Genomic DNA, 17,856 nt, shown 5'->3' with positions numbered 1-17,856 from the left:
AGCCTTCGATGCCCTGCCGAACCCCTGCCTCCCGACGTTTCGCCGCCGCGCTTGCCGCCGGCAGCCTGATCGCGGTGCCCGCCGCCGATGCCGCTACCGCCAGCGGCAGCCTCACCGTCACCGCCTCGGTGGCGTCGGTGTGCCTGATCTCCAACGGCACGCTGGCCTTCGGCAGCTACGACCCGACGGCCGCCTCGGCGCTGAACGGCAGCACCACCGTCACCCTCACCTGCACGCTCGGCACGCCGTACCAGATCGGCCTCGATGCCGGCACCGGAGCCGGCGCCACGGTGGCGCTGCGGCGCCTGAGCAGCGGCGGCAACACGCTGGGCTACCGCCTGTTCCGCGACGCCAGCCGCACGCTGAACTGGGGCAACACGCCGGGCACCGACACGCTGGATGCCACGTCATCGGCCAGCGCGCTGACCAACACCATCACCATCTACGGCCAGATTCCGGCCAGCGCCGCCGTGCCCACCGGCAGCTACAGCGACAGCGTCGCGATCACCGTCAACTACTGAGCCCGGAAGGCCATACGCCATGCGCCGCTCCCTTGCCGCCGCCTCGCTTGCCGTGCTGCCGCTGGCGGCCCACGCCGGCGCGCTGACCGTCAATCCGATCCGCCTCGAACTGGCGGCCGGCCAAGCCGCCACCTCGATGACCATCGGCAACGCCGCCGATGCGCCGGCCACCGTGCAGGTCAGCGTCCAGCGCTGGCAGCATCGCGACGGCGTCGACGAACTCGAGCCCGCCACCGGCGGCGACGCGCCGATCGTCACGCCGCCGATGTTCCAGCTGGCGCCCGGCGCCAGCCAGATCGTCCGCATCGGTTTCGCAGGCCGTCACGCCATGGCCGAGGAAGGCCGCTGGCGGCTGGTCGTCGAGGAACTGCCGCTGGCCCAGGCCCAGGCTCAGACTCAGGCGCTGCCAGTGGCGCTGGCGCCGGTGCAGATCGCCACCCGGCTGCGGATCAGCCTGCCGCTGTTCCGGCTGCCGGTTGTGGTCCGCTCGCAACTCGACTGGCAGCTCGAACGCGCGTCGTCCGGCAGCAGTCCGGCGCTGGCCGTGATCAATCGCGGCACCACCACCGAACGGATCGACCGCGCCCAGCTGCACGGCGGCGACGCCGCGCTAGCCGGCATCGCCGGGCCGGTCTACCTGTTTCCCGGCGAGCAGCGTCGCTTTCCGCTGCCAGCCTCGGCGATCGCCGCGACGGCGCCGCAGCTGAGCGTCGCCGGCAGCGTACCGCTCGATGACCATGCGCTGGCCTGGCCGGCGGAATGAGCGGCGCGCGCTGCTGATCGTCGCTGCGGCCGGCCACGCGGCTGCCGCGCAGGCCGGCGCGATCGCTACCGAGGCGGTCTGGTTCGGGGCCGATCCCTGCCCGGCCCACGGCGTCGCCATGACGCCGCTGAGCGGACGCCGCGCCGTGCTCAGCGTTCACGCCCATCCCGGCCAGCCGGCCGAAGACACCGTGCTGCTGATGGGGGCGGATGCCCGCTGGCGCGCCCCGTACGACAGCTGGCAGCGCTGGACGCCGCTGCCGCCGCCGGCCGTGGAAACCGATGCCGACGGCCAGCGCTGGGCGGTGCTCGATGCCGATCAAGGCCTGCCGCTGCGCCACGACGCCTGTACGGCGGAGCTGTGGATCGACGCCAATCCGCACCGCGTGCAGGCGCTGCGCTTCGACGACGACAGCCGTCCCGAGCTCAGCCCGGCGGCGCTCGGCGGCTATCTGAACCTCGATGCCCGCTACGGCGGCCTGGCCGGCCGCGACGCCGCCAGCAGCCTGATCGATCTCGGCGCCTTCGGCCGGCTCGGCAGCGGCCGGTCCAGCGTCTACCTGGATCGCCGCCTCCTGCGCCGGCTCGACAGCTACTGGCTGGTCGACGATGCCGATCAGGTGCGCCGCATCCGCCTCGGCGATGCCGTGACACGCAGCGCCGACTGGGAAACCCCGGTCCGCTTCGCCGGCCTGCAATGGGGCACCGAATTCGCGCTGCAGCCGGATCGCATCACCTTTCCGCTGCCCTCGATCGCCGGCTCGGCGGCGCTGGCCTCGACCGCGCAGCTGTACGTCAACGGCGTCCGCCAGACCCGGCCGCAGCCGCTGGAAGCCGGCGATTTCCGCTTCGACAGCGTGCCGACCTTGACCGGCAGCGGCGAGCTGCAGGTGAAGCTGCGCGATGCACTGGGCCGCGAGCAGACCATCACCCAGCCGTTCTACGCCTCGCCGAGGCTGCTGGCCTCGGGGCTGCGCGAGCAGGTGCTCGAAGCCGGCCTGCTGCGCGAGGACTACGCCGGCGCCGATGATCGCTACACCCGCCCGCTGCTGGCCGCCGGCCTGCGACAGGGGCTCGACGACCGGCTGACCGCGCAGTTGCGCGCCAGCGCCACCGACCGCCGCCAGGTCGCCGGCGCCGGGCTGGACCGCATCGTGCCAGCGCTCGGGCTGTTCAGCGTCGGCGGCGCGCTGTCGAACGGCGAGAACGGGGCCGGCGCGCAGCTGAACCTGGCCTTCGAACGTATCGATGAACACTTCAGCCTGTCGCTGCGCCACCGCATGGCCAGCCGCGACTACAGCGATCCCGGACGCGCGCCGGGCAGCCTCCGGCTGTCCGATGCCGCCCGACTGTCCTGGCGGCTGCCGGGCAGCGGCACCGCCAGCCTCGTCTATCTCGACGAACAGGGCTGGACCGCCGACACCGCCGGCAGCCGCCTGGCCGGGTTCGGCTGGAGCCAGTCGTTCGGCCGCGATCTGCAGGCCTACGCCAGCTGGCTGCACGCGCTGCACGGCGCCGGCGGCGACAGTCTGGTGATCGGCCTGACTTCGACGTTCGGCCACGGCAGCAGCGCCGGCCTGCAGGCCGGCCGCGATGGCGACGCCAACCGCCTGCTGGCGACCGCCCAGCACGCGCCCGAAGGACCGCTGGGTCTGGCGTGGCGCGCCAGCGCCGATGCCGACGACCGTGGCCTGCGCGAAGCGGAAGCTGCCTGGGCCACGACGCGCGGCCGTTACGCCGTCGGCTACGCCGGCATCGATGGTCGCAGCGCACCGAGCGCCGCGCTGCAGACCGCGTTGGCAGTCGTCGATGGCCACAGCTACTGGTCGGCGCCGATCCGCGACAGCTTCGCGGTGGTCGACACCGGCGGCGTCGCCGACGTGCGGGTACTGCGCGAAAACCAGCTGGTCGGCCGCAGCGACGCCAGCGGCCACCTGCTGCTGGCCGACCTGCAGCCGTTCCAGCGCAACCGCCTGGCGATCGACGATCGCGATCTGCCGGTGGCGCTCGGCATCGTCGCCGGCAGCCAGTCGGTGGTGCCGCCGGCCGGCGCCGGCATCGCCGTGCATTTCGAGGTCGATCATCACAGCCGGCAGCGGCTGCGGCTGGTCGACGAGCACGACCAGCCGATTCCGGCCGGCGCGGCGCTGTGGCGCGATGCCGAGCCGCTGCCGTTGCCGGTCGGCTACGACGGCCTGGTCTACGCCGAACTCGGCAGCGCCCGGGGACACCTGAGCGCCCAGTGGCCGGGCGGCGCCTGCACGGCCGCGCTGCCGGCCAGCGGCGACACTCTGCGCTGCCGCGTCACCCATCTGCAGGCGCGCCGATGACGCGGCTGCCAATTGTGCTGGTCATGGTCGGCCTGCTGCTGGCGCCGCGCACCGAAGCGCTGCTGGCCAGCTGCACGGCCTCGTCCACCGGCGTCGCCTTCGGCAGCTACAACCCGATCGCGGCGACGCCGACCTACGCCGGCGGCAATGTCGCCGTGACCTGCAGCGGCCTCGGCCTGCTGGTCAGCTACACGGTCCTGCTGTCCGGCGGCGGCAGCGGCAACGTCGCCAGCCGGCGGATGAACGCCGGGGCCCGGCTGCTGCCGTACAACGTCTACACCAGCGCGGCCTACACCACGGTCTGGGACAACGTCACCGGCGTTTCTGGCAGCTTCCTGATCGGGCTCGGCAGCACCACCTTCAATCACCCGGTCTATGGCCGCATCCTCGCCCAGCAGCCGGCGCCGGCCGGCAGCTACAGCGACAGCCTGGTGATCACGGTGAACTACTGAGGGCGGCGAGGATTCAGGTAGCGTGCGCGCATCGCCACCTTCGGAAGCCCCATGAACAGCGTCATCGACGAACTCCGCGCCCAGGCCCAGGCCAGCGGCAGCAAGCTGAGCCGCAGCGAGCAACGAGTGATCGACCGGGTGGCCCGGCGGCTGCACGTCAGCCGCGACACCCAGCGCGCCTACGAAGACGCGATGACGTTCGGCGAACGTCTGGCCGACCGCATCGCGGCATTCGGCGGCTCCTGGACCTTCATCCTGATCTTCCTCGGCCTGCTGGCTGCCTGGGTGCTGGTCAACACGGTGATCCTGTCGCGGGTCGGCACGCCGTTCGATCCCTATCCGTACGTGTTCCTGAACCTGATCCTGTCGATGCTGGCGGCGATCCAGGCGCCGGTGATCATGATGTCGCAGAACCGGCAGGCGACGAAGGACCGCGCCGCCGCCGAGCACGACTACGAAGTCAACCTGAAGGCGGAGCTGGAAATCCTGGCGCTGCACCAGAAGGTCGACACGCTGCGCGAGCGGCAGTGGATCGAACTGGTCGAGATGCAGCGGCGGCAGATCGAGCTGCTGGAGCGCCTGCTGATCGATCACGGCAGCGACTGAACGCCTCGCCGCTTGCGCCACTTTTATCGGCAAACGATAATCACTCTCAATTAGGCAGCGCGCGACACCAGCCACCGAACCCCGCCGCAACCGCGGCTTTTCAGGCTGGAGAGGTTTCGATGCGAGTGGTTCTGGCAAGTGCCGCAGCACTTCTGAGCGCGGCGATGAGCGGGTCCCTGCAGGCGCAGGACGTGGATACCAAGGTCGATGACGGCGCCGCTCCGGCCACGACGGACACGGCCGGGACCGAGCCCCAAGCCGCTTCCGGCGACGAAAAGCCGGTCGAACTGGGTACCGTGCTGATCGTCGGCAAGCGTGCCGAGCGCACCAGCAAGGGCGCCACCGGCCTGAAGATGAGCGTGCTGGAAACGCCGCAGTCGATCAGCACCGTCGACCGCCAGCAGATCGACAACTTCGCCGCCTTCAGCCTCAACGATGCCCTGAAGCTCGCCACCGGCATCAATGTCGAGGAATGGGAAACCAACCGCACGAACTACCTGGCGCGCGGTTTCGAGATCAAGAGCACGCAGATCGACGGCATCGGCATGCCCAACGACTGGGGCATCGTCACCGGCGCGATGGACGCCTTCGGCTACGAAAAGCTTGAAGTCATTCGCGGTGCCAACGGCCTGCTGACCGGCGTCGGCAACTCCGCCGGCACGCTGAATTACGTGCGCAAGCGGCCGACCAACCGGCGCGAAGGCAGCATCGGCGTGTCGGTCGGTTCCTTCGATTTCAGACGCATCGAGGCGGATTACTCCACGCCGCTGACCGACGACGGCCGCTGGGCCGGGCGCGTCGTGCTGGCCGGCGAGGACAAGGATTCCTGGCTGCGCGGCCGGCAGGACGACCGGACCTACGGCTATGCGGTGATCGACGGCCAGATCGGCGAGCACTCGACGCTGACCTTCGGCTACTCGCACCAGCAGGCCAATACCGAAGGCAATCTCTGGGGCGCGCTGGTGCTGTCCAACAGCGACGGCACCCAGGCCGAGTTCCCGCGCAGCGCATCGACCTCGCTGGACTGGACGTTCTGGGACACCAAGACGCAGACCGCTTTCGCCGAGTACACCTACGCGATCGCCCCGGACTGGAACGCCAAGCTCAGCTACAACTACCGCGCGACCGACGACGACGGCTACCTGTTCTACGTCTACACGCTGACCGGCCTGGACCCGGACACCCATACCGGGCTGGTCGGCAATCCCGGCAGCTTCCCGAGCGAATCCGAAGCGCATCTGTTCGATCTGAACCTCGATGGCCGCTTCGAGCTGTTCGGCCACCAGCACCAGCTGCTGCTGGGCCTGGCGCGCGCCACCAGCAACGCCGACATGCAATGGCGGCCGGTGCCGGCGGACGACCCCAGCTTCGGCGCCCTGCCGGCGTTCCCGTACCCCGGCGACGCCTTCCCGATGCCGGCCTTCGGCGACGCCACCTTCTACAGCACCGACGAACAGACGCTGACCCGCGGCTACGGTGCCACCCAGCTGAGCCTGACCGAGGCCGCCAAGCTCGTGCTCGGCTTCAACTGGGCGCGCTACAGCCGCAAAGGCAGGAGCATCTACAGCGAACCCTACGACCAGACCGAAAGCGAGCTCTCGCCGTACGCCGGGCTGACCTACCAGCTGACACCCCATCTGCTCGGCTACGCCAGCTACTCGGACATCTACCAGCCACAGGACCAGACCGATATCGACGGCCGCTTCCTCGATCCGTCCAAGGGCGTCAACTACGAAGTGGGCGTCAAGAGCGGCTGGCTGCAGCGCCGGCTGATCGCCACGCTGGCCTGGTTCACCGCCGAACAGAAGAACCTCGCCACCTTCGCCGGCCTCAACAGCGCCGGCCAGTACTACTACCAGGGCCTGGCGGTGGAATCGAAGGGCTTCGAATTCGAAATCAGCGGCAAGCCGCATGCGCTGGTCGATGTGGTGCTCGGCTTCACGGCGCTGCAGCTGCATGGCGATGACGGCGGCAATGTCTACGACTGGGTTCCGCGCCGCACCGTCAACCTGCAGGCCTCCGGCCGTATTCCCGGGCTGACCGACCTGACGCTCGGCGTCGGCGGTCGCTGGCAGAGCAGCATCAGCAAGCTCGACGAAAACACCAACGTCACGATCCGCCAGGGCGATTACGCCCTGATCAACGCCTTCGCGCGCTACGCGCTGGGGCACGGCGTCAGCCTGCAGATCAACGGCAACAACCTGAGCAACGAGAAGTACATCACCAGCCTCTATCAGGTCGGCTTCTACGGCGCACCGCGCAACGTGGTGGCCGGGCTGGAATGGAAGTTCTGAAGCCGCCACGCCGGCGGTCCAGCGTACCGGCAGGGTCGACCACCACGCCGTGAGCGGCGTGCGCCTGCTACGGTGGCGATGCCAGCACGTCCTGCTGCCATCGCCACCCGATTTCGTTCCGATGTCCGAATCCGCCGTTGCCGCAAATCCCTCGCCCGCGCCGCTGCCGCCCTCGGCCAGCCGCCGATTCGATCGCCTGCTGGCGCTGCTGAACCGCCATCCGCTGCTGCTGCCGCTGGGCAGCTTCGCGTTCGGCATCGGCAGCTTCCTGCTGGTGCAGCGGGGCGAGCACCTGGCGCGCGTAATGGCGGTGATCGCCCTGCTCGGCTGGCCCTGGCTGCTGGCCGAAGGCGCGCTCGGCCGCTGGATCGCCCGCCATTCGCGCGGCCGGCTGCCGGTTGCCACCGCCCGCTTCCTGACCCAGCAGGCGCAGCAGGAACTGCTGTTCTTCTCGCTGCCGTTCCTGTTCACCGCGATGCAGCCGGTCCCTGGCCAGATCCTGTTCGTGGCGCTGGCCGCGTTGCTCGCCGTGGCTTCGGCGCTCGACCCGGTCTACTGGCACCGGATCGCGCCGAACGCGGCGCTGTCGATGGGCTTTCACGCCGGCTGCACCTTCGTCGCCGCACTGGTGATCCTGCCGATCGCCGTGCACCTGCCGGCCGAAACCGCGCTGCCGATCGCCTTCGGCATCACCGCGCTGACCCTGGCGATCAGCCTGCCGAGGCTGATCCGCGACGCCGACGACCCGCGCAGCCGCCAGCGCCGGCTGATCTACGGCACGCTGGTGGCGTTGCTGCTGGCGGCCGGATGGCTGCTGCGGGCCGCCATTCCGCCGGCCGGCCTGTGGGTGCGCGATGCCCGGATCACCACCGCCATCGAAGGCAATGCCCCCGGCGCCGCCATCACCCGGGTCGATGCCGCCATGCTCGCCGACGGCCTGATCGCCTTCGTCGCGGTGCGCGCGCCGCAGGGGTTGTCGCAGGCGGTGATCTTCGAGTGGTGGCACGGCGCGGCCGTCGTCGATCGCATCCCGGCGCAGATCTCCGGTGGCCGCGAAGCCGGCTTCCGCACCTACAGCCGCAAGCTCAACTTCGGCGACCAGCCGCTCGGCCCCTGGCGCGTTGATCTGCGGACGCCGCAGGGCCAGCTGATCGCGCGGCTGGGCTTCGAGGTGCGCTGACGGGCGTGCCGGCTAGGGCCTGTCATCAATTGATTTGCTCGCTGCGTTGCAGGTCAAAAAGCCGCCGGGCGAGGCGTGAACCGCAGGGCATGGCCATCCTATGGCCAAGGTTCGCAACGAAGTCCGGCGGCTTTTTGGCCGCAACCCTCCGGGGCGGGGCCGTTTTTGCCCATTGCTGCCTCTCTCGTCGCGCCAATGGTTCGACCATTGGCCGCTCCGATCGAGTTGCACTGGGCAAAAACGACCTCCGCCGCAGCAAGCAAAGTCATTGATGACAGGCCCTAGCGCCGCGTGCGGCGCGGCTTGACGGCTGCGGTTGCCGCTTCCAGCGCGGCGGGCGGCACCGGCTTTTCGCGCTCGACGATGTCGATGATGGCGCTGACCCGGGTCAGGAAATGCACGCCCTGCGCGGATTCCTCGTCGCGCAAGTGGTTGACCATGCGCTGCAGGAAGCGATGGCCCTGCGCCACCATCCAGGCGATCTGCTGCTCGCCGGCCGGTGTCAGCACCACATAGCGTTCGCGCGCCGACAGCGGGTTCTCGACGATCGCCAGCAGTTCGTACGGCGGCTTGGCCAGCACCCACAACGCCTTGGAAATCGCCGAGTTGCCGATCTCGAACCAGCGAGTAATCGAGCGCTCGATGTCCTTGCGCGCCATCCGCGTGCCGCCCTCGCCTTCGCTGCGGATCAGCCACAGGATCGCGACCTGATGCCGCGTCAGCCGGCCGCCGCGCAGCGCGTCCTCGATACCGATGCCGATCTTGTAGTGGACCGGATAGAACAGGTCGAGAAAGTCGCGCGCCGCCCGCGAAATGCCGGTGCCAGGCCCTGCGACGGCCACAGCAGCGTCCACGGTTTCTCCCGCCTGCGGGTGTGCCCCGTTTGACCGCGCCTCGATATCGGACTTATTGTGTCTTCGCGACATAGTTTCCCGTAGCCATAAAAATGCAAAGCCGTTCGCGGCGGCGCACGAACCATTATCGAACAGCGAGGAGAGCACCATGCAGCGACCGTACCGGGCCAGCGATCTGGCCACACCCGAGGTCATCGCCAACCCGTATCCGGCCTACGCGGCGCTGCGCGCGCAGTCGCCGCTGCCGGGCTATGCCGACTGGCCGCCTGGCACCGTGCCCGGCCGCGATGCGCCGCTGAAGGCCTGGGCGCTGCTGAGCCATGCGCATGTGCAGGCAGCCGCGCGCGATCCGGTGACGTTCTCCTCCGCGAACTTCCAGCAGGACACCGGCGCACCGACGCTGATGCTGGTCAATCACGACGATCCGGAGCACGCCAAGCTGCGGCGCATCGTGGTCAAGGCGTTCACGCCGAAGCGCGTGCGCGAGTTGCGGCCGGCGATCGAGGCGGTGGTCCGCGACCTGCTCGGCCAGTTGCCGGCCGGTGAGTTCGATGGCGTGTCGGCGCTGTGCGCCGGCCTGCCGGCGCGGCTGATGGTGCATCTGCTCGGCCTGCCGGCCGACCTGACCGATCGCTTCCAGCGCTGGTCCAACGCCTTCATGCTGAGCGCCGACCTGTCGGCCGAGGAACGCGACGCCAGCAATCGCGAGATGGTCGGCTACTTCGTGCAGACGGTCGCCGAACGGGCGGCCCGGCTGGCCCGGGGCGAAACGCCGAACGACGATCTGATCGACGCGCTGCTGATCGCCGAATCGGAAGGCCAGAAACTCAGCCAGGACGAGGTCTGGCGCTTCTGCTTCACGCTGGTCGTTGCCGGCAGCGAAACCACCATGTACTTCGCCACCAACTGCCTGCAGATGCTGGCCCAGCAGCCCGAGGTCTGGGCTGCGCTGCAGGCGGATCGCGGCAAGATCGGCCGCTTCCTCAGCGAGACGCTGCGGATGACCGGCCCGCCGCAGCGGCTGTTCCGGCAGGTCATGCGCGACGTCGAGATCGGCGGCCAGCGGATCGCCGCCGGCGAATGGGTGGCGCTGTTCTTCGCCTCGGCGAACCACGATCCCGAGGTGTTCCCCGAGCCCGAGCGCTTCCGGCTTGACCGCGAAAACGCCGGCCAGCACCTGAGCTTCGGCCACGGCATCCACTACTGCCTCGGCGCGCCGCTGGCGAGCCTGGAAGTCGAATGCCTGATCAGCGGCCTGCTCGATGGCTATCGCAGCCTGCGGCCTGGCCTGGCGCCCGCCGTTCCGCAGACCGCCACCCTGCTGCAGCACAGCTGCACCACCCTGCCCCTGATCCTGGAGCCGAATGTCATGCGCCTCGAAGAACGCAATGTCGCGATGGTCAAGGAAGTCTTCTCCCGCTTCGGCGCCGCCGATGTGCCGGGCATCCTCGAACTGCTCGACGAGCAGGTGGTGATCGATTTCTATGGCCCGCCGGTGATCCCCTACGCCGGCCACTACGAAACGCGCAGCGAAGCCCGGCGCTTCTTCGACACGGTGCTGGCCTCGGTCGACATCCACCAGTTCGATGCCGAGGAATTCATCGCCAGCGACGACAAGGTGGTGGTGACCGGCCACCTGCGCCTCACCGCGCGCCGCACCGGCGGCAGCATCGATTCCGACTTCGTGCATGTGATCACCGTGCGGGACGGCAAGTGGCTGCACTTCCGGGATTTCATGAACACCGCCGTCGCCCAGCAGGCGTTCGGCGGCTGATCGGTAACCGGCCGGGGCGGTCACGGCTTCAGGTCCGTCCGACGCAGGACCTGAAGCTGCGGCGTCGTCTGCAAACACCTGTCGGCACTGCAGGCAACGCCACTGCGACGCCGCGTCGGCCCCGCCGGAGACCGCGTCATCGCCTCCATCAAGCGAGCACACAGCCATGCTGTCATTTGATCAACGCAACAGGATCTGGACCCGCGAGTGCTCGCGCTGCCTCGCGGAGCAGGAACCGACGCCGCCGTTCGGCCCGGATTTCCTGTGCTGGGTGCTGGACCTGCCGGCGGCGTCGCCGTCGGCAGCCTATTTCCTCCTCGAACGCGAACCCGCCGCGCGTATCCAGCCCGGCGATCGCTAGCCTCTGGGAACTCGACTGCACCACGGTCCAGAAACGACAACGGCCACCTCGAAGGTGGCCGTTGCCGTTTCAATCCTGGATGACTGGTCGGAGAGACAGGAATCGAACCTGCGACCCCCTGCTCCCAAAGCAGGTGCTCTACCAAGCTGAGCTACTCTCCGAAGGCGCGCATCTTACTCGTTTGCCGATCGCGCGGTGCCGGTGCGGCGCATCTGACCCGGTGATCGTCGGCATGCCGGACGCGCGACCGGCATCGATCCGGTCATCAACCGGTCCCGGCCGCTGCCCGGCGCGCCAGCAGCGCCTTGATCGGGGCAATCCGGTTGACCGTCTCCAGTCCCAGCCCGAGCACGTCGCGCAGGCCGGGCAGTGCGCTGCCGAAGCCGCGATAGAGACCGTCGGTCAGGGCCAGCATCTCCAGATTGGCGGCCTTGCGGGCGCGGCTGTAGGCCGACAGCGCACGCGCCGATGCCCAGTCGCGGCCGGCATCGCGGGCGGCAGCCAGCACGGTGACCAGTTCGGCCACGTCGGCGAAACCGAGATTGGCGCCCTGCCCGGCCAGCGGATGGATGGCGTGCGCGGCATCGCCGACCAGCACCAGGCCGGCACGGTGGTAGTCGCGGGCGTGCAGCAGGCGCAGCGGAAAGGCGCTGCGCGCACCCAGCGCCGTGACCTCGCCGAGCGCGTGCTGGCTGGCCTCGGCCAGCGCGGCGGCGAAGGCTTGGTCGTCCAGCGCCAGCAGTTCGGCGGCGCGCGCGGTATCCGCGGACCAGACGATCGAATGGCGGCCATCGGCGAGCGGCAGGAAGGCCAGCGGCCCGGTCTCGAGAAAGCGCTGGAAGGCGCGACCGGCCGGCGCTTCGGCGAGCGTCAGCTGGGCAACGATCGCGCGCTGCGCGTAGCGCCAGGTCACGGTCTCAATGCCGGCCTGCTCGCGCAGCGGCGAATCGGCGCCATCGGCAGCCACCACCAGCCGGGCGCGCAGCTGCTCGCCGTTGCCGAGCCGCAGTACGCCGTGGGTGTCGTCGTCACCGGGCTCCGGCAGCTGCACGGCCAGCACCTGCGCGCCCGTGCGGACCGGCAAGTCGCCGAGCCGCTGCCAGGCGGCGGCGCGGATCAAATCCTGTTCGACGATCCAGCCGAGCGCGGCCTGGCCGCTGTCGGCGGCGTCGAACAGCAGCCCGAGTTCAGCGGCGCGCGCCCAGACCTGCATCTGCCGGTAAGGGCTGATGCGGGCAGCCGCGATCGCGGGCCAGACGCCGAGCCGCTCCAGCAGTCGGGCGGATGAGGCGGCGACGGCATAGACGCGGCCGTCGTACTGCGCCGGATCGAACGGCGGCGGCGGACCGCCCTGTTCGACCAGCTGCACCGAAAAGCCGGCCTGGTGCAGCGCCAGCGCCGCGACCACGCCGACCGGGCCGCCGCCGACAACGGCGATGTCACAGCGATCAGCCCGGCTCATGCGACAACACCATGGCTGGCCGGCAGGCCGAGATGGCCCAGGTGCTGGCGCAGCAGCGCTTCGCGGACCGGCGGCGCCAGGCTGGCGGCCACCAGCCCCCAGTGTCGCGCCTGCGACAGGCCGGGCGCGCGGTTGGAGAACGCCCGGACCAGCAGATCGGTGAAGCCGGTGACCCGCTCGCGATCATTACGGCGGCTGCTGGCGTAGTCAGCCAGCAACGCCGGCGCGCCGGGATCGGCGGCGGCGGCAATCCGCTCGGCCAGATGGGCGACATCACGCAGCCCCAGGTTGAAGCCCTGTGCGGCCACCGGATGCAGGCTTTGCGCGGCATTGCCGATCAGCACGCAGCGCGGCGCCACCACGGCTTCGCTGACCACCCGCGACAGCGGCCAGGCGCGACGCGTGCCCAGCGCGGTGAAGCGTCCCAGGCGACCGCCGAAGACCGCCTGCGCGGCGGCGAGATAGGCGTCGTCGGTCCAATCCATCATTGCAGCGGCCTGCTCGCTGGGCACCGTCCAGACCAGCGACGCGGCGTCATCCGGCTTCGGAATCAGCGCCATCGGGCCGTCCGGCGTGAACCGTTCGTAGGCCACGCCCTGGTGCGGGCGCGACAGGCGAACCGCTGACACGATGGCGTGCTGGCGGTAGTCGCGCTGTTCGGCGGCGATGCCGAGCAGCGCGCGGACGCTGGACTGCGCGCCGTCGGCAGCCGCCACCAGCCGGGCGCTGATCGTGCTGCCGTCATCGAGGCCGAGCAGCACCGCATCGCCCCGATCGTCCAGCGAGACCACGCGGGCCGGCTGCCGCAGCTCGAGATTGCCGGCCTGCTTCATGGCCGCCGTCAGCGCCGCGCCGATCGCCCGCAGCGGCAGGTTGTAGCCCAGCGCCGCCAGGCCGGCCTCGTCGGCATCGAAGCGGGTGCTGCCGAAGCGGCCTTTTTCGGAGATGTGGGTTGCCAGGATCGCGGCAGCGTCCGGCTGCAAGGCCGGCCAGACGCCGAAGTCGTCGAGGATGCGTTGACTGGCGTCGTTGAGCGCGATGCAGCGCTCGTCCCAGCTCGGAGGGCTCTGCGGCGGCGCGGCGGCTTCGATCAGCACCACCCGGTGCCGGCTGCGGGCCAGGCGCACGGCCAGGCTGGCGCCGACCAGGCCACCGCCGACGATTGCGATGTCGTGGGTCACTGCGGAATTCATCAGGGGATCAGAGCAAGGCCAGAGGAAGCAGGATAGCCAGCGCCATGACCAGCGCCATGGCGATCACGTAGACCAGGCACAGCAGCAGCACGAACAGCGCGGTCGACAGCCAGCCACCGCCATGCACGCGGCGCAGCGCCAGCCACAGGTAGGCCGGCACCGCCAGCGCCAGCACGCCATCGAAGCGGCCGATCACCGGCAGCAGGCCGGCCAGCAACACCAGGAAGATGAACGAGTGGAAGTTCACCGCGAACAGCAGGTGCACCGCGTAGTTCGCACCGCGCCGCAGATAGCCGAGCTTCAGGAAGGCTGCGAACAGCGGCATCAGCAGGAACATCGCCGCCGGTGCCCAGCTGGTGAAGGTGTCGAAGATGCGCTCGGTCAGCTCTTCTTTGGGCAGCGACAGCAGCAGGTCGAGCCGGTGATTGGCGCGGGCATCGAAATCCGGGAAGCCGGTGTCGATGTGCATCTCGCCACGGCGGCGCGCCGTGGCGCCGGCTTCTTCGCCGCCGGTCGTCGTGCTGCTGCCGGCGCCGTCGGCCGCAGCTGCCGGGCGATCGGCCGTGGCCGAGGAACTGCCGACCTGCGCTTCCGGCCCGCTGCCGATCTGCATGAAGCCGGTGTTGCCGGACAGCCCGAGCACGGCGAAGAACAGGATGCTGAGCGCCAGGTAGAGCCGCAGCGGCCGCACATAGCGCTGGCGACGGCCAGCGACGTATTCGAGCGTCAGTTCGCCCGGCTTCAGCAGCAGCGACTGCAGCGTGCGCCACAGCTGGCCCTGCAGCGCAAAGGTCTGCTCGGCGAACTCGGCGATGAAATGCCCGACCGTCGGCATCTCGATCCGGGTTTCCTGCCCGCAGACCGGGCAGTAGCTGACTTCGGCGCGGGCACCGCAGTTGCGGCAGAACGGGCCGTCGACCGGTGCCGGCTGCAGCGGGGGGCGCGTGGCGTGCACTCAGCCCCGCATCAGCGCTTCGATGTCGGCCACGGCTTTCGGCACACCGGCCGTCAGCACTTCCGGCGCGCCAGCGGTGACCAGCACGTCGTCCTCGATGCGGATGCCGATGCCGTGGAAACGCGGGTCGACGCCTTCACTGCCGGGCGCGATATAGAGGCCCGGCTCGACTGTCATCACCATGCCGGGCTGGAACGGCCGCGCCACGCCATCGATCTTGTAGCGGCCGACATCGTGGACATCGAGCCCCAGCCAGTGGCCGGTGCCGTGCATGTAGAACTGCCGGTGCCGGCCTTCGGCGATCAGGCTGTCGACATCACCGCTGAGCAGGCCAAGCGCAACCATGCCTTCGGTCAGCACCTTGGTTGCCACCTCATGCGGACGCGACGAGGCGTTGCCGGCCGTCAGCTCGGCGATCGCGGCAAGCTGGGCGGCCAGCACCACTTCGTAGACCGCCTTCTGCGGCCCGGAATAGCGCCCGTTGACCGGGAAGGTGCGGGTGATGTCGGCGGTGTAGCCCTGGTACTCGCCGCCGGCGTCGATCAGCAGCAGGTCGCCGTCGTTGAGCTGCGACTCGTTTTCCTTGTAATGCAGGATGCAGGCGTTCTCGCCGCCGCCGACGATCGAGCCATAGCCGCACTCCATGCCGTGGCGCTCGAACTCGTGATGGATCTCGGCCGCCACCGCCCATTCCCAGTTGCCGGGACGGGTGCTGCGCATCGCCCGCACATGCGCGCCGGCCGTCACCTGGCAGGCGTGGCGGAGCAGCGCCAGCTCGGCCTCGGTCTTGATCAGGCGCTGCTCGTGGAGCGTTGTTTCCAGCGCCACGATGTCGGTCGGCGCGGCCGCGCCGCGACGCGACACCTCGCGGATCTCGCGCACCACGGCGGCGATCCGGCCATCCCATTCCGGGTGCTCGCCCAGCGTGTAGAACAGCCGGTTGCGGCCGGCCAGCAGGCTCTGCAGCTGCTGCTCGAAGTCGCCGATCACGAAGGCCTGGTCGGCGCCGTAGCGGCTCACCGCGCCTTCCGGCCCGGCCCGCCGGCCGTCCCAGATTTCCCGCGCCGGGTCACGCGGCCGGACGAACAGCAGGAACGCGCCCTCGCTGCGCCCTGGCGCCAGCACCAGCATGGCGTCCGGCTCGTTGAAGCCGGTCAGGTAGAGGAAGTCGGAATCCTGCCGGAAGCGGTAATGGGCGTCGCGGTTGCGGATCACCTCGCGCGCCGATGGCACGATCGCCACGCTGTCCGGGCCGATGGCAGCCAGCAGGCGGGCGCGGCGGGCGGCGTACTCGGCAAGTTCGGCGGCAGTCGGGGCAGGCATGGGCGGTAATCAGTGGATGGTCGGCGACGCACCGGGTGCGCCATGGCGCGGGTGCAGTTCCATGAACACCAGCTGGGCGCCGACGCGGATGTACTCGACCAGCTCGGCGTAGGCGTTTTCCTCGCCCTCGTCGTCGTCGCCGGAATCCAGCGACGAGCGGGTGAACTCGGTGAGATCCTTGACGATCTCGCGCACCTCTTCGCTGCACTCGCGCAGGTTCAGCTTGATGCGGCCGGCCAGCCCGTACAGGAAGCCTTCGCACCAGGCGCCGAGCGCGGCGGCGCGATCGGCCAGACTGGCGTCGTCGTCCGGCAGCATTGGAGCGAACGCCGACTGCAGGTCGGTCAGCGAGCCCAGGGCTTCGTCGCGCAGCGCCAGCAGCGCGGCACGATCGCCGGCCTCGGGATGGCTTTCGACTTCATCGAGCAGGGCGACCGGGTCAACCTCCTCGGGCTTCTGGCGACACAGCGCACCGCAGAGGCTGCCGTGATAGGCGGCGGCCTCGTCGTCGTAGCCGACACGGGCCATCAGCGCCACCAGCGCCGGGTAATCGATGAATTTGGTCATGGTCGGATTATATGCCGCCACTGCCTGCGTCCCGACGCCGCGCCGCTCAGCGCACCGCCCGCTTCAAGGCTTCACGGATGATCTGGTCGGTGCTCATGTCGTCCTTGTGCACGGCATCGGTCAGCTTCTGCGCTTCCACCGGCTTGTAGCCGAGCGATTCCAGTGCGGCGCGCGCTTCGGCAAGCGGACTGGCGGCGATCGTGACGCCGGCCGAGGTCAGCGTGCCGATCTCGCCAGGCCCGCCGGCACCGGCCTTGTCGCGCAGTTCGATGACGATGCGCTCGGCGGTCTTCTTGCCGATGCCGGGCAGCTTCACCAGCCGGCCGGTTTCCGCCGCCCGGACCGCGGCCCAGAAATCCTCGACGCCGATGCCGGACAGGATCGCCAGCGCCAGCTTCGGGCCGATGCCAGTGATCTTGATGATCTCGCGGAACAGCGCTTTCTCGGCGGCGGTGGCGAAGCCGAACAGCAGATGGGCGTCCTCGCGGATCACCAGATGGGTCTGCAGCACGATCGCCGTGCCGATCGCGGGCAGCTTGAAGAAGGTCGACATCGGCGCCTCGACCTCGTAGCCGACGCCGCCGACATCGAGCAGCAGCATCGGCGGCTGCTTGGCGATCAGGGTGCCGCTGAGTCGTCCGATCATGGGTCAGGCCTTCAACGCGGGGAGGAGATTCTCGGCTTGGCGACGCTGGCATTGCCCCAGGCGCCGCGCAGCGCTTCGCCGGTGCGCAGCACCGTGCCACGCACGTGGGCGTGGCAGAGCGCCACCGCCAGCGCGTCGGAAGCATCGGTCGGTGCGGTTTCGGGCAACGCCAGCAGGATGCGGATCATGTGCTGCACCTGCTGCTTCTCGGCCCGGCCGCTGCCGACAACAGCCGACTTGATCTGCGCCGGCGCGTATTCGGCCACGCTCAGCCCCGCCGCAGCCAATGCACAGATCGCCGCCCCTCGGGCCTGGCCGAGCACCAGCGCGCTCGACACGTTGCGATTGACGAACACTTCCTCGATCGCCGATTCCTGCGGTGCGTACTGGCGCACCACCTCGCCGATCTCGGTGAAGATCCGCAAGAGCCGCGCCGGCAGTTCGCCCTTGTCCAGATGGATGCGGCCGTGATCGATGCAGCGCGAGCGGTTGCCGGCGTGTTCGATCACACCCCAGCCGGTGATCCGCGAGCCGGGGTCGATGCCGAGAATGCGGACCGGGGCGCTGGCCGCCACC

Annotated in this window: 17 protein-coding genes and 1 tRNA gene; 9 read left to right on the top strand and 9 right to left on the bottom strand. The window is 69.7% G+C overall.

The features are described from left to right. Window positions 1-8 precede the first annotated feature (8 nt). From ACTIGJ_RS11350 to ACTIGJ_RS11320, 7 genes are all read left to right on the top strand, one after another. Entirely contained in the window at window positions 9-521 is a 513-nt protein-coding gene (locus ACTIGJ_RS11350) for a Csu type fimbrial protein (RefSeq protein ID WP_439640431.1), read from the top strand. 19 nt (window positions 522-540) lie between these two features. Continuing rightward, the gene (locus ACTIGJ_RS11345) at window positions 541-1,284 is read left to right on the top strand and encodes a fimbrial biogenesis chaperone (RefSeq protein WP_439640430.1); all 744 of its coding nucleotides are present in this window, start codon (window positions 541-543) and stop codon (window positions 1,282-1,284) included. After that, entirely contained in the window at window positions 1,259-3,613 is a 2,355-nt protein-coding gene (locus tag ACTIGJ_RS11340) for a fimbria/pilus outer membrane usher protein (protein ID WP_439640429.1), read from the top strand. The genes ACTIGJ_RS11345 and ACTIGJ_RS11340 overlap by 26 nt, the downstream gene beginning before the upstream one ends. Next, the gene (locus ACTIGJ_RS11335; RefSeq protein WP_439640428.1) at window positions 3,610-4,065 is read left to right on the top strand and encodes a Csu type fimbrial protein; all 456 of its coding nucleotides are present in this window, start codon (window positions 3,610-3,612) and stop codon (window positions 4,063-4,065) included. The genes ACTIGJ_RS11340 and ACTIGJ_RS11335 overlap by 4 nt, the downstream gene beginning before the upstream one ends. A gap of 51 nt (window positions 4,066-4,116) precedes the next feature. Then, on the top strand, window positions 4,117-4,671 hold the full coding sequence (locus tag ACTIGJ_RS11330; protein WP_439640427.1) for a DUF1003 domain-containing protein: 555 nt from the start codon (window positions 4,117-4,119) through the stop codon (window positions 4,669-4,671). Between the two features lie 164 nt (window positions 4,672-4,835). Continuing rightward, window positions 4,836-6,965, top strand: coding sequence for a TonB-dependent siderophore receptor (locus tag ACTIGJ_RS11325; protein WP_439640426.1), 2,130 nt, complete (start codon window positions 4,836-4,838; stop codon window positions 6,963-6,965). A 121-nt stretch (window positions 6,966-7,086) separates the two neighbouring features. Further along, a complete protein-coding gene (locus ACTIGJ_RS11320) occupies window positions 7,087-8,145 on the top strand; it encodes a DUF5924 family protein (protein ID WP_439640425.1) in 1,059 nt (352 codons plus the stop codon). A gap of 281 nt (window positions 8,146-8,426) precedes the next feature. Here the strand turns inward: ACTIGJ_RS11320 and ACTIGJ_RS11315 are convergent, their stop codons facing one another. Then, a complete protein-coding gene (locus ACTIGJ_RS11315) occupies window positions 8,427-8,999 on the bottom strand; it encodes a winged helix DNA-binding protein (protein ID WP_439640424.1) in 573 nt (190 codons plus the stop codon). Between the two features lie 148 nt (window positions 9,000-9,147). Between ACTIGJ_RS11315 and ACTIGJ_RS11310 the strand changes: the two genes are divergently transcribed. Both ACTIGJ_RS11310 and ACTIGJ_RS11305 read left to right on the top strand, forming a co-directional pair. Next, on the top strand, window positions 9,148-10,773 hold the full coding sequence (locus tag ACTIGJ_RS11310) for a cytochrome P450 (protein ID WP_439640423.1): 1,626 nt from the start codon (window positions 9,148-9,150) through the stop codon (window positions 10,771-10,773). Between the two features lie 166 nt (window positions 10,774-10,939). After that, a complete protein-coding gene (locus tag ACTIGJ_RS11305) occupies window positions 10,940-11,134 on the top strand; it encodes a hypothetical protein (protein WP_439640422.1) in 195 nt (64 codons plus the stop codon). A gap of 84 nt (window positions 11,135-11,218) precedes the next feature. On the opposite strand, the gene ACTIGJ_RS11300 is transcribed toward ACTIGJ_RS11305, so the two are convergent. The 8 genes from ACTIGJ_RS11300 to ruvC all read right to left on the bottom strand — a co-directional run bounded on the left by ACTIGJ_RS11300 (window position 11,219) and on the right by ruvC (window position 17,855). After that, window positions 11,219-11,295, bottom strand: a tRNA-Pro gene (locus ACTIGJ_RS11300). A 104-nt stretch (window positions 11,296-11,399) separates the two neighbouring features. Then, window positions 11,400-12,596 (bottom strand): FAD-dependent monooxygenase, encoded by a 1,197-nt coding sequence (locus ACTIGJ_RS11295; protein WP_439640421.1) that lies wholly within the window; start codon window positions 12,594-12,596, stop codon window positions 11,400-11,402. Further along, window positions 12,593-13,777 carry a 2-octaprenyl-6-methoxyphenyl hydroxylase gene (ubiH, locus tag ACTIGJ_RS11290; RefSeq protein ID WP_439640420.1) on the bottom strand — a complete coding sequence of 395 codons (1,185 nt, stop codon included), beginning with the start codon at window positions 13,775-13,777 and terminating at the stop codon, window positions 12,593-12,595. Before ubiH ends, ACTIGJ_RS11295 begins: the two co-directional genes overlap by 4 nt. 19 nt (window positions 13,778-13,796) lie before the next feature. Further along, window positions 13,797-14,744: a DUF3667 domain-containing protein gene (locus tag ACTIGJ_RS11285; RefSeq protein ID WP_439640419.1), complete on the bottom strand. Its 948-nt coding sequence runs from the start codon at window positions 14,742-14,744 to the stop codon at window positions 13,797-13,799. Next, entirely contained in the window at window positions 14,745-16,067 is a 1,323-nt protein-coding gene (pepP, locus tag ACTIGJ_RS11280) for a Xaa-Pro aminopeptidase (RefSeq protein ID WP_439640418.1), read from the bottom strand. A 9-nt stretch (window positions 16,068-16,076) separates the two neighbouring features. After that, a complete protein-coding gene (locus ACTIGJ_RS11275; RefSeq protein WP_439640417.1) occupies window positions 16,077-16,634 on the bottom strand; it encodes a UPF0149 family protein in 558 nt (185 codons plus the stop codon). A 46-nt stretch (window positions 16,635-16,680) separates the two neighbouring features. Then, window positions 16,681-17,280, bottom strand: coding sequence for a Holliday junction branch migration protein RuvA (ruvA, locus tag ACTIGJ_RS11270; RefSeq protein ID WP_439640416.1), 600 nt, complete (start codon window positions 17,278-17,280; stop codon window positions 16,681-16,683). A gap of 11 nt (window positions 17,281-17,291) precedes the next feature. Continuing rightward, the gene (gene ruvC, locus ACTIGJ_RS11265; protein ID WP_439640415.1) at window positions 17,292-17,855 is read right to left on the bottom strand and encodes a crossover junction endodeoxyribonuclease RuvC; all 564 of its coding nucleotides are present in this window, start codon (window positions 17,853-17,855) and stop codon (window positions 17,292-17,294) included. Window position 17,856: the final 1 nt, after the last annotated feature.

The organism is Nevskia sp., assembly GCF_051860985.1.
Classification (GTDB): domain Bacteria; phylum Pseudomonadota; class Gammaproteobacteria; order Nevskiales; family Nevskiaceae; genus Nevskia.
The sequence above is the reverse complement of the archived record's forward strand: the minus strand, read 5'-3'. Positions and strand labels throughout refer to the sequence as shown.

Bases quoted from the DNA above. Each gene is read 5' to 3' on its own strand.
- ACTIGJ_RS11350 (WP_439640431.1), top strand. From the start codon at position 9: ATGCCCTGCCGAACCCCTGCCTCCCGACGTTTCGCCGCCGCGCTTGCC.
- ACTIGJ_RS11345 (WP_439640430.1), top strand. From the start codon at position 541: ATGCGCCGCTCCCTTGCCGCCGCCTCGCTTGCCGTGCTGCCGCTGGCG.
- ACTIGJ_RS11340 (WP_439640429.1), top strand. From the start codon at position 1,259: ATGCGCTGGCCTGGCCGGCGGAATGAGCGGCGCGCGCTGCTGATCGTC.
- ACTIGJ_RS11335 (WP_439640428.1), top strand. From the start codon at position 3,610: ATGACGCGGCTGCCAATTGTGCTGGTCATGGTCGGCCTGCTGCTGGCG.
- ACTIGJ_RS11330 (WP_439640427.1), top strand. From the start codon at position 4,117: ATGAACAGCGTCATCGACGAACTCCGCGCCCAGGCCCAGGCCAGCGGC.
- ACTIGJ_RS11325 (WP_439640426.1), top strand. From the start codon at position 4,836: ATGAGCGGGTCCCTGCAGGCGCAGGACGTGGATACCAAGGTCGATGAC.
- ACTIGJ_RS11320 (WP_439640425.1), top strand. From the start codon at position 7,087: ATGTCCGAATCCGCCGTTGCCGCAAATCCCTCGCCCGCGCCGCTGCCG.
- ACTIGJ_RS11310 (WP_439640423.1), top strand. From the start codon at position 9,148: ATGCAGCGACCGTACCGGGCCAGCGATCTGGCCACACCCGAGGTCATC.
- ACTIGJ_RS11305 (WP_439640422.1), top strand. From the start codon at position 10,940: ATGCTGTCATTTGATCAACGCAACAGGATCTGGACCCGCGAGTGCTCG.
- ACTIGJ_RS11295 (WP_439640421.1), bottom strand. From the start codon at position 12,596: ATGAGCCGGGCTGATCGCTGTGACATCGCCGTTGTCGGCGGCGGCCCG.
- pepP (WP_439640418.1), bottom strand. From the start codon at position 16,067: ATGCCTGCCCCGACTGCCGCCGAACTTGCCGAGTACGCCGCCCGCCGC.
- ACTIGJ_RS11275 (WP_439640417.1), bottom strand. From the start codon at position 16,634: ATGACCAAATTCATCGATTACCCGGCGCTGGTGGCGCTGATGGCCCGT.
- ruvA (WP_439640416.1), bottom strand. From the start codon at position 17,280: ATGATCGGACGACTCAGCGGCACCCTGATCGCCAAGCAGCCGCCGATG.